At 71.5% G+C, this 13942-nt stretch carries 15 protein-coding genes; 8 read left to right on the plus strand and 7 right to left on the minus strand.

The window, feature by feature from the left end:
* Positions 1-511 (minus strand): MFS transporter (locus tag ACGFMK_RS21665; RefSeq protein WP_392765854.1); only part of this gene is annotated, 511 nt, incomplete at its 3' end.
* A gap of 79 nt (positions 512-590) precedes the next feature.
* On the opposite strand from ACGFMK_RS21665, the gene ACGFMK_RS21670 reads away from it, so the two are divergent.
* Complete coding sequence (locus ACGFMK_RS21670; protein ID WP_392765857.1) at positions 591-1154, plus strand: CGNR zinc finger domain-containing protein; 564 nt, start codon at positions 591-593, stop codon at positions 1152-1154.
* Positions 1155-1193: 39 nt separating this feature from the next.
* Here ACGFMK_RS21670 and ACGFMK_RS21675 read toward each other — a convergent pair whose 3' ends face one another.
* Positions 1194-1613 carry a MarR family winged helix-turn-helix transcriptional regulator gene (locus ACGFMK_RS21675; protein ID WP_392765860.1) on the minus strand — a complete coding sequence of 140 codons (420 nt, stop codon included), beginning with the start codon at positions 1611-1613 and terminating at the stop codon, positions 1194-1196.
* Between the two features lie 56 nt (positions 1614-1669).
* On the opposite strand from ACGFMK_RS21675, the gene ACGFMK_RS21680 reads away from it, so the two are divergent.
* The 5 genes from ACGFMK_RS21680 (at position 1670) to ACGFMK_RS21700 (ending at position 5073) form a co-directional block, all read left to right on the plus strand.
* Entirely contained in the window at positions 1670-2191 is a 522-nt protein-coding gene (locus ACGFMK_RS21680; protein WP_392765863.1) for a DUF6790 family protein, read from the plus strand.
* A 20-nt stretch (positions 2192-2211) separates the two neighbouring features.
* Positions 2212-2859 carry a TMEM175 family protein gene (locus tag ACGFMK_RS21685; RefSeq protein ID WP_392765866.1) on the plus strand — a complete coding sequence of 216 codons (648 nt, stop codon included), beginning with the start codon at positions 2212-2214 and terminating at the stop codon, positions 2857-2859.
* Between the two features lie 107 nt (positions 2860-2966).
* Positions 2967-3347, plus strand: coding sequence for a hypothetical protein (locus tag ACGFMK_RS21690; RefSeq protein WP_392765868.1), 381 nt, complete (start codon positions 2967-2969; stop codon positions 3345-3347).
* A gap of 120 nt (positions 3348-3467) precedes the next feature.
* Positions 3468-4166, plus strand: coding sequence for a hypothetical protein (locus ACGFMK_RS21695; protein WP_392765871.1), 699 nt, complete (start codon positions 3468-3470; stop codon positions 4164-4166).
* Between the two features lie 361 nt (positions 4167-4527).
* Positions 4528-5073, plus strand: a complete 546-nt coding sequence (locus tag ACGFMK_RS21700; RefSeq protein ID WP_392765873.1) for a hypothetical protein — start codon at positions 4528-4530, stop codon at positions 5071-5073.
* Positions 5074-5079: 6 nt separating this feature from the next.
* Here the strand turns inward: ACGFMK_RS21700 and ACGFMK_RS21705 are convergent, their stop codons facing one another.
* Genes ACGFMK_RS21705 through ACGFMK_RS21715 form a run of 3 tightly spaced genes read right to left on the minus strand, consistent with a single transcriptional unit; the run spans position 5080 to position 7728 of the window.
* On the minus strand, positions 5080-5493 hold the full coding sequence (locus tag ACGFMK_RS21705) for a VOC family protein (RefSeq protein ID WP_392765876.1): 414 nt from the start codon (positions 5491-5493) through the stop codon (positions 5080-5082).
* Between the two features lie 47 nt (positions 5494-5540).
* On the minus strand, positions 5541-7022 hold the full coding sequence (locus ACGFMK_RS21710) for a glycosyltransferase family 39 protein (protein ID WP_392765879.1): 1482 nt from the start codon (positions 7020-7022) through the stop codon (positions 5541-5543).
* A complete protein-coding gene (locus tag ACGFMK_RS21715; RefSeq protein WP_392765882.1) occupies positions 7006-7728 on the minus strand; it encodes a TetR/AcrR family transcriptional regulator in 723 nt (240 codons plus the stop codon). Before ACGFMK_RS21715 ends, ACGFMK_RS21710 begins: the two co-directional genes overlap by 17 nt.
* A gap of 475 nt (positions 7729-8203) precedes the next feature.
* Here ACGFMK_RS21715 and ACGFMK_RS21720 point away from each other — a divergent pair, with 475 nt between their 5' ends.
* Positions 8204-8701, plus strand: a complete 498-nt coding sequence (locus ACGFMK_RS21720) for a hypothetical protein (protein ID WP_392765885.1) — start codon at positions 8204-8206, stop codon at positions 8699-8701.
* On the opposite strand, the gene ACGFMK_RS21725 is transcribed toward ACGFMK_RS21720, so the two are convergent.
* Both ACGFMK_RS21725 and ACGFMK_RS21730 read right to left on the minus strand, forming a co-directional pair.
* On the minus strand, positions 8691-9347 hold the full coding sequence (locus ACGFMK_RS21725) for a M15 family metallopeptidase (protein WP_392765888.1): 657 nt from the start codon (positions 9345-9347) through the stop codon (positions 8691-8693). The genes ACGFMK_RS21720 and ACGFMK_RS21725 overlap by 11 nt on opposite strands.
* Positions 9348-9428: 81 nt before the next feature.
* A complete protein-coding gene (locus ACGFMK_RS21730) occupies positions 9429-12437 on the minus strand; it encodes a BTAD domain-containing putative transcriptional regulator (RefSeq protein ID WP_392765890.1) in 3009 nt (1002 codons plus the stop codon).
* Between the two features lie 131 nt (positions 12438-12568).
* Here ACGFMK_RS21730 and ACGFMK_RS21735 point away from each other — a divergent pair, with 131 nt between their 5' ends.
* Positions 12569-13897, plus strand: a complete 1329-nt coding sequence (locus ACGFMK_RS21735; protein ID WP_392765893.1) for an FG-GAP repeat domain-containing protein — start codon at positions 12569-12571, stop codon at positions 13895-13897.
* Positions 13898-13942 lie beyond the last annotated feature (45 nt).

Consider the following 13942-nt stretch of genomic DNA (forward strand, 5'->3'; position numbering starts at 1 on the left):
AGGTGACCGCTCCGCCCAGCAGGGTGCCGCACGCCGACGCCGTCGCGCTCGCGGCGGCGATGATCCCCAGCGCGCGGGTCCGTTCCCGCCCGGGAACGGCGGTGACCGCGGCGAAGACGGCGATCACGGTCGCCCCCGCCCCGGCGCCGCCGATCAGCCGGCCGACGATCACGACGGGCAGCGTCGGGCCGAAACCGGCGAGGGCCGAGCCAGCGGCAAGGGCCACGACCCCGGCGACGAGGACCCGGAAGGGGCTCCACCGGGCCAGCAGCCGGCCCGCGACCGGCATCGCGAGCGCGGAGGTCAGCGACCACGCGGCGAGGATCCACGCCGTGGCCCCGAACGGCACCGCGAGCCCGCGGCCGATGGCCGGCAGCGCGACCGACGGTGCGCCCAGTGCCACGTACTGGGGCAGCACGAGCAACCCCAGGACCAGCCCCAGCCGGCGCCCGCCCGGGGCCTGGTCCGATCCGCCGCCGAGAGCTCCTCCGGCTGGGATCGTCTGCGGCACCGTCGTCTCCTTCCTCCACAGCGTGACACGTGACAGCTACTATGGATGTCACCCTACGAACGGTCAGGAGACACGTCAAATGCTCGATGCGTGTTACACCGCCTCGGCGGTCCAGACGGCCGTCGATCTCGCCAACACCTTGCGGCCGATCAAGGGAGAGGACGCGCTCGAGACCGTGGAGCAGCTCCAGGCCTTCCTCGACGACCATTCCGTGGCCGAAGGGACCGGTCCACGGCGGCGTCTGACCAGCGCCGACCTGGCGGAGGCCCGCGAAGTGCGCGAGACGGTGCGCGCTGTGCTCGAACGAGCGAGCACCGACGCGGCCGGAGCCGCGGCCCTGATCAACGACGGCCTGCTGCACAACCGTGCCACCCCGGTGCTGCGCCACGATCACGACCGCTGGTCGACTGAGGTGACTTCCGACACCGACCGCTGCTCGGCGCACCTGGCCGCGACGACGCTCAGCGCGCTGGCCTCGGTGATCACCACACTCGGCCCCGCGCGTCTCGGCGTCTGTGCCGGGCCGACCTGCCGGGCCACTTTCGCGGACCTCTCGCGCAACGGCTCGAAGCAGTACTGCACCCGAACCTGCGCCCACCGGGCCAGCGTCGCGGCGTACCGGAGCCGGAACAGCCCGCGCTGAGTGCCGGCAGGGCAACGCGGCGAGCGATCCGGTGCGTCGTCAGTCGGATTCGAGGATCTCGGCCAGCCGGAGGGTGTCTTCGAGGTAGCGCTCGTAGGGGAACCCGGCGGCGACGAGCCCGGCGCGAAACTCGTCGTAGAGCGGCTTCCCGTTGACATGGAAGGCTTTCCGGCCGGTTTCGGTGAGCGTGACCAGGCGCCGCCGCGCGTGGGCGGGGTCGACGACGACCTGCACCAGGCCGTCCGCCTCGAGGGACCGCAGAGCGCGGCTGATCGCCGGGTCCGACACCGACATCGCCTGCGCCAGCCGATGCTGCGTCGCCGGCTCGATGTCCTCCAGGGTGCCGAGCAGCCGTATCTGACTGTAGGTCAGGCCGTCCTGGCCATCGGTGCGCCGCCGGGCCGCATCGCCCAGGAGCATGACCACGCGGTGCAGCAAGTCTGCGAGTCCTTCGTCCACGTCGTCAGACTAACAGAGTGTTGACCAGTTAATGTTAACCATGCAAGACTCAGGGCATGGACAACTTCGGTTACTTCGCCCAGTCAGCCTTTCCCCTGGTCTGGATCCTGGTCCCGGCCATCGGCGCCTACGTACGAGCCCGCCACGCCACCTCGGCCCGGGAGCGGCTGGAGATCTGGCAGCGCTGGTGGGCCATCGGCGCCTTCGGCATCGGCAGCCTGTGGATGACGGTGGCGTTCTTCGCCTTCCCGGACGTGATGGCCACCGCGATCGGCTTTCCCCGCACGCCTTTCCTGTTCGAGATCGCCTTCGCCAACCTCGGGCTGGCCATCATGGGCTTCCGCGCCGCTTCGGCGTCGGCACGTGAGCGCATCACCATCGGACTCGGCGGCGGCATGTTCCTGTGGGGTGCCCTGGCCGGCCACGTCTACCAGTGGTTCGCAAACGGTGACCACGCGCCCGGCAACACCGGCGGCGTTCTCGTCAACGACCTGCTGATCCCGGCGGTCATGATCGTCCTCGCCGTGCGGTCCCGGCGCCTGGCCGCCGCCACACCTCCGCCGGCCGTCGCCGTCTGAACCCGCGGGAACCGACCACCATGGGACCCCAGCACAGCCGCCACCGCGACAACGAGACCGGCGAAGCGCGCACGGCCGCCGCCGACCGGCTCACCATGTTCGCCGACGCGGTGATCGCGATCGCCCTCACCCTGCTCGCCCTCGAACTTCCCGTCCCCACCGGCGACACCACCGACGCCATGCTGAGCTCGGCTTTGGCCCACGGCAAGGAGTACCTGGCCTTCGCGCTCAGCTTCACGGTGATCGCCGCCCACTGGCGCGCCCACCACGAGATCTTCCGTTACGTCGGCTCGCTGAGCAGCCGCCTGACCAGCCTCACCCTGGCCTGGCTGTTCATGCAGGTCCTGATGCCGTTCGCCACCCGGGTCCTCACCGCCGACGGCGCCTTCCCACCCCGGTTCAGCTTCTACGCGCTCGTCCAGGTGCTGGCGTCCGCGACGTTCGCGCTCATCATCCGGGAGATCCGGCGTGAGCAGCTGTACCGCACGGACGTGACACCCCCGGAATTCGCCCAGAGCCTGGTGCGCAGCATCTGCCTGGCCGCCGTGTTCGGGGTGTCCGTTCCCCTCTCGTTCGTGATCACCGGCACCGGCGCGTACCTGTGCTGGCTCGCAGCGCCGATCGTGCTCGCCGCCGCCCGTCGCATCCAGCGCCGCGCGGTCCGATGACCGGGCACTATCCCGCTGTTTCGCCGAGGCAATTCGGAACCTGGCCCGAACCCATGGCAGGCTGGCCGGCCTGTTGGGATGGACCGGAATTCGCCGACGGCATCCGCATGATCTCCCCGGTACAGGACACCGAAACCTTCGACCTCTTCCGGACGAACGCCGAGAACTGGTACACCTACCTCACCTCCGCCCGGGACGTCGCCCCCGAAACGTTCCCGCACAGGTTCCACCCCGAGTTCGACGGCCTCATCCTCTGGGCCGTCGACGACGACCACTGCTACTTCTGGGATCCCTCCGGCGACGGCGACCCGGACACCTGGCCCGTCGTCTTCCTGGAGAACACCGGGCCAGGCTGGGGAACCCACAAGGGTTCGGTGGCGGACTTCCTCTTCGACGTCATCACGGGGAACCTCCGGCACGACGCCTTGTACTCGGACTGGGAAGAGGCCCCGAAAACGTTCCGTCCGGCCAGGTTCACGAGTAACTAGCCGGCTTGTGGGCGGCGATAAAGTGGAGTCGTGATGCTGTCCGGGGAACAGTGGCTGGCGCAGGTCTTTCGACCGGCCGTCGCCGGGGTGAGCCGTGCTCGGTCTGCCGGTGAGGTTTCCGTGGATTCGTTGCGGCTGCTGGGAAGCCGGCTCGCGGCGCAGGTCGAGGCCCTCGGCGATACCGGCGTGCTCACCGACGAGCAGGAAAGCGCCGCGCTCGACGCCCTCGAGGAAGCCGGGATCAGGCCGGAAATCCGGTCGGTGTCGTCCTCGGTGTCGTCCTCGACGGCCGCGGGGACCTTTGCTCCCGTTGCTGTGCCGGTGGGTTCGGCGCCCGTCGTGGCCCGCGAGCCGCTCGATCCGCCGGCGTTGCGCGGTGTGCTGGCAGGGCCGCGGCAACTCGGGGACCTCGGCGGCCGGCCGGTGACGCTGATCTCGGCGGAGCTGTGGAGCGACCGCTTTCTGGCCGACCTCTACACCCACCCCGGCCCGGAGCACCGCGGCAGGCGGGCGCGGGCCTCGCGTGAGCACCTGGAGTGGATGAAACGCCTACGCCGCGGGGAGGCCACCGAGCGACCGGGCCGGGCGGTCGCCGGCTCGCCACTGGCCGACCTCACCTGGGAACTCCGCGACGAGCAGGGCACCGCTTACCGCCGGACCGGCGGCTCGGCCGAATCGGGAGACCACCTCGACCGGCAGCGAATGCAGTGGACTCCGGCACCCCCGGCGCAGTCCGGACGCGTGACGCTGGTCGCCACCGACACCGCCGGCGCGGTCGTGCTCGACGCCGAAATTCCCATCCCCCGACCAGCCACGTAACGCCGGCCTGCGGGAGCTACGTCGCCTCGATCGAGACTCGGGGTAGCAGGATGACCGGATGTGCTGGTCGAACATCGCCAGGACTGTGGATGGCGCGCCGGCTCGTGGTGGTCGCCCCCTGGTCCGCACCGATCTCGTCGGCGAACATTCCGTAGCCGGCGAACGGACTGTGAGCCGGCTGAGGTCCCGATCCCACGTGGGGTCCTGGCCCGGTGCCGGGAAGCCCCTCACCCGTCGCCCTCCGCCCACCTTCGAACCGAAGACGCCAGCGTACGGGTGAGACGGTCACACCGACGTCACAGTGGCAAGCCCGCCACGAACCGCGGATCGTGTTCGGCGCCTTCGCGTTTAGAGTCGAGCTATGGACGAGGCTTCGGTGCGAACGGCGCTCTCGGTGGCGAGGTCGGCCGAACTCCGCGGTTGCCTCGCGCCGGGTGACTGGCCGGACGTCGCGGTCGGCATGCTGCTGGAAGGCAACGACGACCCGGAGATCGCCGAACTGGCCGGCTTGAGCCGCCAGGCGACCGGGTGGGACACCGAACCGCTGGTCGCGGCGGTGTACGAGCGGCACGAGATCCCCGCGGCCGGCACGGACGAGTCGACGGAACTCGTGGCCCGGTTGCCGGCGGACGACCTGCGCGCCCGGCCGGCCGCGGTCACCGCGCCGATGATCCGTCTGCTGGCCCGGCTCGCGCCCCCGGATTTCGCCTCGGACCTGGCCTACCGGTGCTTCAGAGTCGAAGAGTACCTGGACTGCGGGTGTGCCCAGGTCGATCCTGCCTTCGAGGCGGAACTGCGGCAGCTGCCGACGCTGCGGCTGGCCCCTTCCGTCGTCGAGGCGCTCGCGAGGCCGTTGCGCTCGACTCTCCCCGCTGCTCAGCCCCCTCCCGGGCACCACGACCACTGACCTTCCTCAGGCCCCCTCCGGCCAGTCGGCGGCGGTCATGCCGTCGGGGTGGCCCGCGGGCCACTGGACGAGTTCGATCCGGCGACCGTCCGGGTCGGCGATGAACGCCGTTTTCAGGCCGTCAGCGCGTTCCTGCCCTGGATCACCCGGTTCGATCCCGTGGCCGGCCAGCGCGTCGAGCGTGTCGGCCATCGACTCGACCTGCACGACGAGGTGACTCACACCGGTGCCGCTGTCCACGGGGTTGCCGTCGTGCACCAGCTCGACGGCGACGAACTCGTCGCCGGGGAGCTTGAGCATGGTCAGCTGCCCGATCGGCGTCTCGGGCACCGTGCCGACGATCTCGTAGCCGACGGCGGTGTAGAACGCCAGCGACCGATCGAGATCGGTCACCCGCAGTCCGATGTGCAGGGTCCTCACGCGTACCTCTTCCTGTTCGGACGGCCTGTGCGCAAGCCGCTCTCCGGTCAGCCCAGGTGTGCCAGGCCGGGCCAGAGCTGCGCCCAGCTGCCGTGCGGCTGACGGCACGAATAGATCGCCGCGTGCTTCTCGGTCTCCTCGTTCGACAGGCCGTCGGGCAGGGTGAGCGGGGCGATCTCGGTGACCTGCGACCAGAACTGCCGCAGGTAGCCGGAGGTGAACTCGCCGACGCACAACACCGTGGCGTCGCCGCCCGGTGGCGGGCCCCAGAACCCGTAGGCGTTGTGGCCGCTGCTCACCGGGTTGTGCAGGCCCTCGGCCGGGCCGAGGGTGGTCAGCGCGCCGGCTTCGCCGTAGTTGCTGGTGAAGATCACCGTGCCGGCCGGGTACCGGTCGGCGACCGAGACGATCTGGCGCACGTACTCGGGCCAGCCGTAGGTCTCCATCACGGTGCTGCTCAAGCCGATGCTGTTCGTGATCTTCGGCGGGAACACGGGAAGCCCGATCACGATCGCGAACACGGCGGTGGCGGCGATGGCGATCGGCCACGACCGCCGGCCGTCGCGGGTGTTCGCGGCCTCCACCCGCACCGCGCCGGCGGCGAACAGGCCGGGCAGCATCGGGGCGGCGTAGTAGGACTTGCCCGAGGTGACGGCGATGAACACCACCGCGGTGAGCGCGACCACCAGCAGCCACCGGTGCGGCCGGCCCGCGCCGGAGCACAGCCGTCGCACGCCGATCACCGCCAGGACGAGCAGCGGCGGGCCGGTCAGCAGCAGCAGGAGTTCGGGCACCTGGGTGAGCGCGCTGCCCGAGCGGCCGGACAGCACCCCGGCCATCCGCACGTCCGGCCACGGCCAGCTGTAGGAGGCGTTCCACAGCACGTTCGGCAGGGCGATCAGCAACGCCAGCGCCGCGGCCAGCCACGGCCCCGGTGTCCGGAGCATCGAGCGCCGGGTGATAAGCAGGCCGAGACCGATGCCGACGAGCAGCGCGGCGATGGTGTCCTTGTTCTCCAGGCCCACGCCCGCGAGCAGGCCCGCGAGCAGCCACGCCGGGATCGTGCCCAGCCGCAGCGCCCGTGCCGTCGCGACCGTCACCGCGAGCCAGCACAGCTGGTCGACGACCGTGGTGCCGAACAGCGCCGAAGCCGCGACGAACGCCGGGCAGGCCGCGACCGCGGCGGCCGTGACGAGCTGGGCCCGGCGCCGCCCGCCGAGTTCGGCGGCGAGTTTCGCGCCCAGCAGCACACAGCCGGCCTCGGCCGCGACGGCCAGCACCCGCAGCGGCAGCACGCCGCCGGGCAGCGCGGCGGCCAGTCGCGCCAGCACCGGCGTCAGCGGCGGCTGGTCGACGTAACCCCAGGCCGGGTGGCGGCCGGTGATCACGTAGTAGAACTCGTCGCGGTGCCAGCCGTAGCGGGCGGCCACGGCCAGGTGGAGCACCGCGACCACGCCGGTGACCAGCAGGACCGGCCGCCACGCCACGCGGGTGTCGGCTTCCCGGCTGTCCTCAACCGTCTCTGTCATCGTCATTTCCCCCGGGAGATGGTGGTAGGAACGCGGCCAGCAGCAGGTGGCGCACGGTGCGCCGGCAGTCGTCGTCGTGGAGCATCAGCGAGTCCGGGTCGCCGTGCCGGTGCCAGGCGAACCAGGCGATGCTCTCGACGAGGAACCGGGCCGAGGTCGGCACGTCCGGAACCGGGCGCAGGTGCCCGGACCGGATGCGCCGCCGCAGGTAGTCGCCCAGCTGGTCCAGCAGGACCCGCCGTCCGCGCACGAAGTGCAGCTCGGCGAGTTCCGGGATGTCGCGCGCGCAGCTCTCGACCAGCGCGAGCAGGCCCTGGTGCCCCTCGACGTAGCGGTAGAGCTCGTCGACGATCCCGCCGAGCTCCTCGGCCACCGGCCGGGTGCGCCGCCGCTCGAGCGCGGTGGCCAGCGCGGGGAACCCGGCCGACGCCACCGACCGCGCGTCGATCTCGACGATCCCCGCCAGGCCGGGCGAGACGACCGGAATGGCCATCCCGTCCAGGGACGCCGGCTCGGTCAGGTGCAGGAAAGCCAGGTACAGCAACGCCTCCTTGCTGTCCACATAGGTGTAGAGGGCACCGTGGCTCAGGCCGAGCACGGCGGCCACGTCGGAGATCCCGGCCGCCTTGAAGCCCTTGCCGGTGAAGACCCGGGCCGCGGCGGACGCGATCTCGCCCAGCGGCCGTGGCTGCACCCGTCCACGCATGGGGCGAGTATTGACTGATCCGGTCAGTCAGTCAAGCGACCTACACGGAGAAAAAGATGGTTCACGTGGCCCGGGCCGCCCCCTTTGCGCCGGGAACGGCCCTTCGCCTTCAGCTCAGCCAGTGGTCTGTCAGGCCGGTCAGCTTCTCGACGACGGTGAGCGCCAGCAGGAAAGCTCGATCCGGCCAGCCGAGACTTGTACCCTTCTGGCCCACCTCGACCACTCTTTCAGCGGCACCAGACGTCCGAGGCGGTTCGGCGCCGATGCGGCGTCCCCCTTTCGACGGCCGAAAGAGTGAAGACCAGGACCATCCCGAACGCCAAACGCCCGCGATCCGGCTAAACCGCTCACCGAGTGACGCGTGTGGAAGGTGAGGGTTCGTCCTGCCCCGGCAGGCGGATCCGGTGGACACCGAAACTCCAGAGAGGCGTACGAGATGAAACCATGGAGAACCATTGCCGGCGCGGCGGTAGCGGTGGCTGCCGTCCTCGTCCCGCCGACCGCGGCCGAGGCGAGTGCGGCCACCGGCGCGTACTGCGTACAAGACCTCGCCGGTGGCCCGAAGGCGTGCTTCACGACCGAGGCGGCGCTTGCGACCTACCAGTCGAAACTGGCGTTGAGCCCGTTGCTCACCGTGTTCGACCAGACCGGCCGGCTGGGCGCGGGTGGGTACCTGAACTTCGTCAGCGCTTACGGCCGTGACTACTGCGGCGCCCCCACTGGCAAGCACGAGGCGTCGGAGGGGAATCTCGGCGTGCGGCGGTTCTCCACCGGGATGGTCGTGGCCGGCAGCATCAGTTCTTTCGTCGTCAAAGGCGGGTGTCTCGTCACGTTCTGGGACCAGACCGGCTTCACCGGCATCAGTGTCACCTCGGGTCAGAGCTGCGACGACATGGCCCGGTGCCTCGGCCGCTACTTCGACAACAGGGCACGCTCGCTCGCCGTCACCACGCGTCTCACCGTTACGCGGTGAGGGTGGCCGGGCCGTAGGGTGCGTGCGCCGTCTCCGTCACCAGCGCCCAGTACCGGTCGCCGTAGGACCAGTGCCACCACTCGCTCGGGTAGTTCACGAAGCCGCTCGCCGACATCGCCTCGATCAGGGTCTTCCGGTTCGCCCGGGCCTCCTCGCTGATGGCCGGGGACGCCGTGAAGCACTCCGGGCCGTACTCCGGCGGGGTTTCGTTGACCTCCGTGCCCATCGGGAGCTCCTGACCGTCCACAGTGCACAGAGTGAGGTCCACCGCGCCGCCGGAGACGTGGGGGGCCACCTCCGGGGGCGAGACGAAGGTCGCCGCCTCCGTCCAGACCCGGGAGGACGGCCAGTCCGGGTGAGCGCGCGCTGTCCGGGCGCGGCTGCTCGCGAAGTCGCGCTCCTGGATCGCCTGGAGGCGGAATCCCTCGATCACGAGCAGGCGCAGCTCGCGCGGGAGACGGCACTGCGCCGCCACCAAGCGGTCGGCGACGCTGACCCGGACGTGCGCGTACGCCCTCCGCTCGTCGGCCATCCGGTCGTCCAGCCGGATGGCGCCGGTGTCCTTCAGGTCCACCAGGCGTTCACCGGTCTCCCGGATCGGCACGGCGGCGACGCGGGGGTCCGACAGCAACACGAACGGCGGCATGGGTGTTCGTTCCTCCGGAACTAGGTGAAGCGATCCCCGCCCACCCTTCCCCGCCGCGCTGCAGGAACGCTGTAGCCCGGGTTACAGCGGAGTTCCGGCCAGCTCGGCGTAGTCGCGGGCACCGCAGGCGCGGAACGTCGCCAGCGCCTCGGTGGTCATCCGGCCCGCGGCGTCCGCGTTCCCCAGCGCCGAATTCACCTCCGCCAGCGTGCACAGGGTCCGGGCCCGGAGCAGCTCGACGCGCAGGTCGCTCCACCGGCCCAGCGCGTCCTCGAGACACTGCTCGGCCTGGTAGAGCCGGCCGTCGGCGAGGTGGATCTCCCCCAGCACGCGCAGGGTGCACGCCTGGCCGAAGCGGTCGGCGAGCGCCTGGCTGACGGCCAGCGCGCCCTCCGCGAGCTGCCGCGCCGTGGCGGAGTCCCCGCGCCGCAGCAGCGTCTTCGCCAGCGCGCGCTCGCAGTAGGCCACCAGCATCCGGTCCTCGGTCCGCTCGAAGATCGCCAGCGCCTCCCGCGCGGACGCCTCCGCCTCGGCCCAGTCGCCGCGCGCCCGGTGGTACAGCGAGAGGCTGCGCAACGTCAGTCCTTCGCCGCGCAGGGAGCTGGCCTCGCTGAACAGCTCCCGCGCCTCGGTCAGCGCGGCGTACGCCTCCGGGTACTCGCCCATCTCGACGTACACCGAGCCCGCCAGGCGGCGGACGTTGCCCATCCCACCGGCCTCCGGCAGCCCTTCCCAGATCTTGCGGGCCTGGTCGACGAAGTGCAGCGCCTCAGGCAGGTACCCCTGGTCCCGGCAGGCCGCGCCGAGCGCGGCGAGGGTGGTGGCCTCGCCGCGGACGTCGCCGGCCGCCCGGAACATCGGCAGCGCCTGGCTCAGGTGGGCCCGGGACCGCGGGAAGTCGTCGAGCTCGTAGTGCAGCTGCCCGAGCCCGGCCAGCAGGGTCGCCTCGCCCAGGACGTTGTCGTTGCGGCGGGCCGCGGCGAGCGCGACGTCGTGGGTGCGCTGCCAGGCCCCGAACGGGTCGTCGAAAACGCGGTGGTGCCCGCCGAACGCGGTGCCGGACAGGGCGGTGGCCAGCTCGATCGCGATGGCGTCGAGGTCCATCGCGGCGGCCAGCTCGACCGCGGCCGTCAGCGTCGGCTCTTCGGCGCGGAAGAAGTCGTACGGCCGGGCGACCACCCGCCCGGTGATCTCCGGGTCGACGGGGCGCCCCTTGCGGAACCCGGCCGGGACCGAGGGCAGGAACGGCGGCGCGGTCTCGTCGATCCGCTCGACCAGCCAGATCCAGCTGCCCAGCACGCGTTCGACGACGGCCGCGCGCGCCTCGGCGGTTTCCTCCGCCGACGCGCGTTCCAGCGCGAACAGGCGCACCAGGTCGTGCAGCCGGTACCGCATCAGCCCGAGCGGGTCCGCACCGTCGGGTTCCACCAGGGACACGTCGACCAGCGCTTCGAGGATGACTTCGGCGTCGTCGGGCTCGGTTTCCAGGGCCGCGGCGGCGATCCAGGCCGGGAAGTGCGGGAGGCCGAGCAGCCCGAGTCTGCGCAGGGCCTTCTTGGCGAGCTCCGGGAGGAGTTCATAGCTGAGGTTGATGCTGGCCCGCACCTGCTGGTCGCCGACCGCCAGCTCGTCGAGCCGGTGCTGCTCGCGCGCCAGCCGGTCGGCCAGCCGCGACAGCGTCCACTGCCGTCGCGAGACGAGCCGGGCCCCGGCGACGCGGATGGCCAGCGGCAGCTGCCCGCACAGCCGGGCGATCTCGGTGACGGCCGCCGGTTCGGACCCGCCCCGCTCGGCCCCGACGATCCGGGTGAGCAGCAGCTCCGCGGCGGCCGGGGGCAGCACGCCGAGCTCGACGAACGCCGCGCCGGCGAGCGCGGGCAGCCGGTTGCGCGAGGTCACGAGCACCGCGCACCCGGAGCTGCCGGGCAGCAGCGGGCGGACCTGGGCCTCGTTCGCCGCGTCGTCCAGCACGATGAGCGTGCGGGTGCCGGCGAGCGCCGTCCGGTACCGCGCGACCCGCTCCTCCAGCGAGCCCGGGACGGCCGCGGTGGCGTCGAAGTCGCGCAGGACGCGGCCCAGCACCTCCTCGGGCGTCGCCGGGTTCGCCGTCGAGCCGTGCAGTTCCAGGTGGTACTGCCCGCCGGGGAAGTGCGCCGCGACGTCGTGCGCGACCCGTTGGGCCAGGGTGGACTTGCCGGTGCCGCCCGCGCCGGAGACCACGCCGACCGGCATCGCCTCGGGCCACGTCAGCACGGTGGCCAGCGCGGCCAGCTCGGTCTCGCGGCCGGTGAAGTCCGACGGCGGTGACGGGAGCTGCCGCGGGGTCCGGGACGTGCTCGCCGGGAGCAGTTTCGGGTCGCAGCGCAGGATCGCTGCCTGCACCCGGCGCAGTTCCGGGCCCGGGTCGATGCCCAGTTCGTCGAGCAGCACCAGCCGCCCGCGCTCGTACGCCTCCAGCGCATCGGCCTGCCGTCCCGCGCGATACAACGCCACCATCAGGCCCGCGCGCAGCCGCTCCCGGGTGGGGTGCTCGGTGACCAGCCCGGTGAGCTCGGCGAGCAGCTGCGCGCCCTGGCCCGCCGCGAGGTCGGCGTCGATCCGTTCTTCCAGGACGGTCAGCCGCAGCTCGTCGAGCCGGACGGCTTCGGCCCGCAGGAACGACTCCCCGATCCCACCGAAGGCCGGACCGCGCCAGAGGGCCAGCGCGGCCCGGAGGATCCGGCCCGCCCCGGGGTGGTCCCCGGCGCGCGCGGCCTGCCGGCCCTGGTCCACCAGGTCTTCGAATGCGCGCACGTCCAGCGCGTCCGCCGGGACGTCGGCGCGGTAGCCGTGGCGATCGGACGTGATGACCGCCGGCAGGCCCGCGGCGTCGAACGCGCGGCGCAGCGTCGCGACGTAGGTCTGGACCACCGCGCGAGCGGTGTGCGGCGGATCCTCCCCCCAGACCACGGCGATCAGCCGTTCGGCGGGCACCGTCCGGCCGTGCTCCAGCAGCAGCGCGGCCAGCAACGCCCGTGGCTTCACGCCCGGAAGCACCACCGCGCCGGACGGACCGGTGGTTTCCATCGGCCCGAGCAGGAAAAACCTCATCCGTCCTCCACCCAGACACGGAAAGTTCCGTGGACCGCGCCGATGCGCTGTAACCGGCGCTGAACCGTGGCTACAGCCGTCCCCAGGAGTCTCGGTGTGGTCAACGGACATCATCCTCAGGAAAGGCCATCATGAACAGATCCGGTTCCGCGCTCCCGAAGTCGCGGACGCATCGGCTGGTCTCCGCGTTCGCGGCCCTCGTCGCCCTCACCACCGGCATGGTCGCGCTGCAGACCACGGTGGCGCGGCAGCCGGAGGCCGCCGCGGCGTCCGCGGTGGGCGGGTCGATCTCCCGCGCCGAGGTCATCGCCCGCGCCAAGTACTGGTACAACCGCGGCGACACCTGGTACAGCCAGGACCAGAGCGACGCCATCTCCGACGGCGACGGCCACACGTACCGCCCGGACTGCTCGGGCCTGGTCGCGATGGCCTGGCACCTGCCGAAGAAGTCGGACGGCTGGGACCTCAACACCGACGACTTCTCGAGCTACTCCGGCAAGTCCTCGGTGAGCCTGGACGACCTGCAGCCGGGCGACGCGCTGCTGCGCAGCGGCCACATCGAGCTCTTCGAAAAGTGGGTCGACGCCAGCGACCACCACGCGGGCGCCTGGGTCTACTCGGAGAACACCTACGGCCAGAAGACCAACCACAACATAGACTACTGGTCCGAGCTGAGCAGCTACCGCGGAATCCGCTACAACAAGATCACCGGCGGCGCCTCGAACGCCGGGGACGGCGCGGACTTCAACGGTGACGGCGACGGCGACATCTTCTCCACCGCCACCGGCGTCATCACCATCTGGAACGGCAAGGGCAGCAACAACTTCGACAGCGCCCTGACCTACGGCCGCGGCTGGGACGCCTACAGCCGCCCCATCGCCGGCGACTTCAACGACGACGGCATCAGCGACCTGGCCGCCACCAGCAACGGCGAGCTGCACATCTGGAACGGCCGCGGCCACAACGACTTCACCGCCGACACGGTCACCGGACCCGGCTGGTCCCCCTACGCCGCAACGCTGTTCACGGTCGGCGACATCAACGGTGACGGGCACACCGACATCGGCGCCATCAGCGGCGGCACGCTGTACACCTGGAACGGCCTGGGCAACAACAAGTTCGGCGCGGCCGTCGTCCACGGTGCGGGCTGGAGCCCCTACAGCCGGCCGATCGGCGGCGACTTCAACGCCGACGGCATCGGCGACATCGCCGCCGTCAGCAGCGGTCAGCTCCACATCTGGAACGGCAAGGGCGGCAACAACTTCAACGCCGACATCGTCACCGGTCCCGGCTGGAGCCCGTACGCCACCACCCTGATGGACCTGGGCGACATCAACGGTGACGGCCACAGCGACATCGGTGCCACCAGCAGCGGTGTCCTCTACACCTGGAACGGCCAAGGCGCCAACAAGTTCTCCGCGGCCGTCGTGCACGGCGCCGGCTGGTCCCCCTACTTCTGAGCCGCCCCCGCCGGGGCGCCGTCCGGCGCCCCGGCCCCTTCTCCC

Source organism: Amycolatopsis sp. NPDC049252, assembly GCF_043197175.1.
Classification (GTDB): Bacteria; Actinomycetota; Actinomycetes; order Mycobacteriales; family Pseudonocardiaceae; genus Amycolatopsis.

Bases quoted from the DNA above. Each gene is read 5' to 3' on its own strand.
- ACGFMK_RS21670 (WP_392765857.1), top strand. From the start codon at position 591: ATGCTCGATGCGTGTTACACCGCCTCGGCGGTCCAGACGGCCGTCGAT.
- ACGFMK_RS21680 (WP_392765863.1), top strand. From the start codon at position 1,670: ATGGACAACTTCGGTTACTTCGCCCAGTCAGCCTTTCCCCTGGTCTGG.
- ACGFMK_RS21685 (WP_392765866.1), top strand. From the start codon at position 2,212: ATGGGACCCCAGCACAGCCGCCACCGCGACAACGAGACCGGCGAAGCG.
- ACGFMK_RS21690 (WP_392765868.1), top strand. From the start codon at position 2,967: ATGATCTCCCCGGTACAGGACACCGAAACCTTCGACCTCTTCCGGACG.
- ACGFMK_RS21700 (WP_392765873.1), top strand. From the start codon at position 4,528: ATGGACGAGGCTTCGGTGCGAACGGCGCTCTCGGTGGCGAGGTCGGCC.
- ACGFMK_RS21710 (WP_392765879.1), bottom strand. From the start codon at position 7,022: ATGACAGAGACGGTTGAGGACAGCCGGGAAGCCGACACCCGCGTGGCG.
- ACGFMK_RS21715 (WP_392765882.1), bottom strand. From the start codon at position 7,728: ATGCGTGGACGGGTGCAGCCACGGCCGCTGGGCGAGATCGCGTCCGCC.
- ACGFMK_RS21725 (WP_392765888.1), bottom strand. From the start codon at position 9,347: ATGCCGCCGTTCGTGTTGCTGTCGGACCCCCGCGTCGCCGCCGTGCCG.
- ACGFMK_RS21730 (WP_392765890.1), bottom strand. From the start codon at position 12,437: ATGAGGTTTTTCCTGCTCGGGCCGATGGAAACCACCGGTCCGTCCGGC.
- ACGFMK_RS21735 (WP_392765893.1), top strand. From the start codon at position 12,569: ATGAACAGATCCGGTTCCGCGCTCCCGAAGTCGCGGACGCATCGGCTG.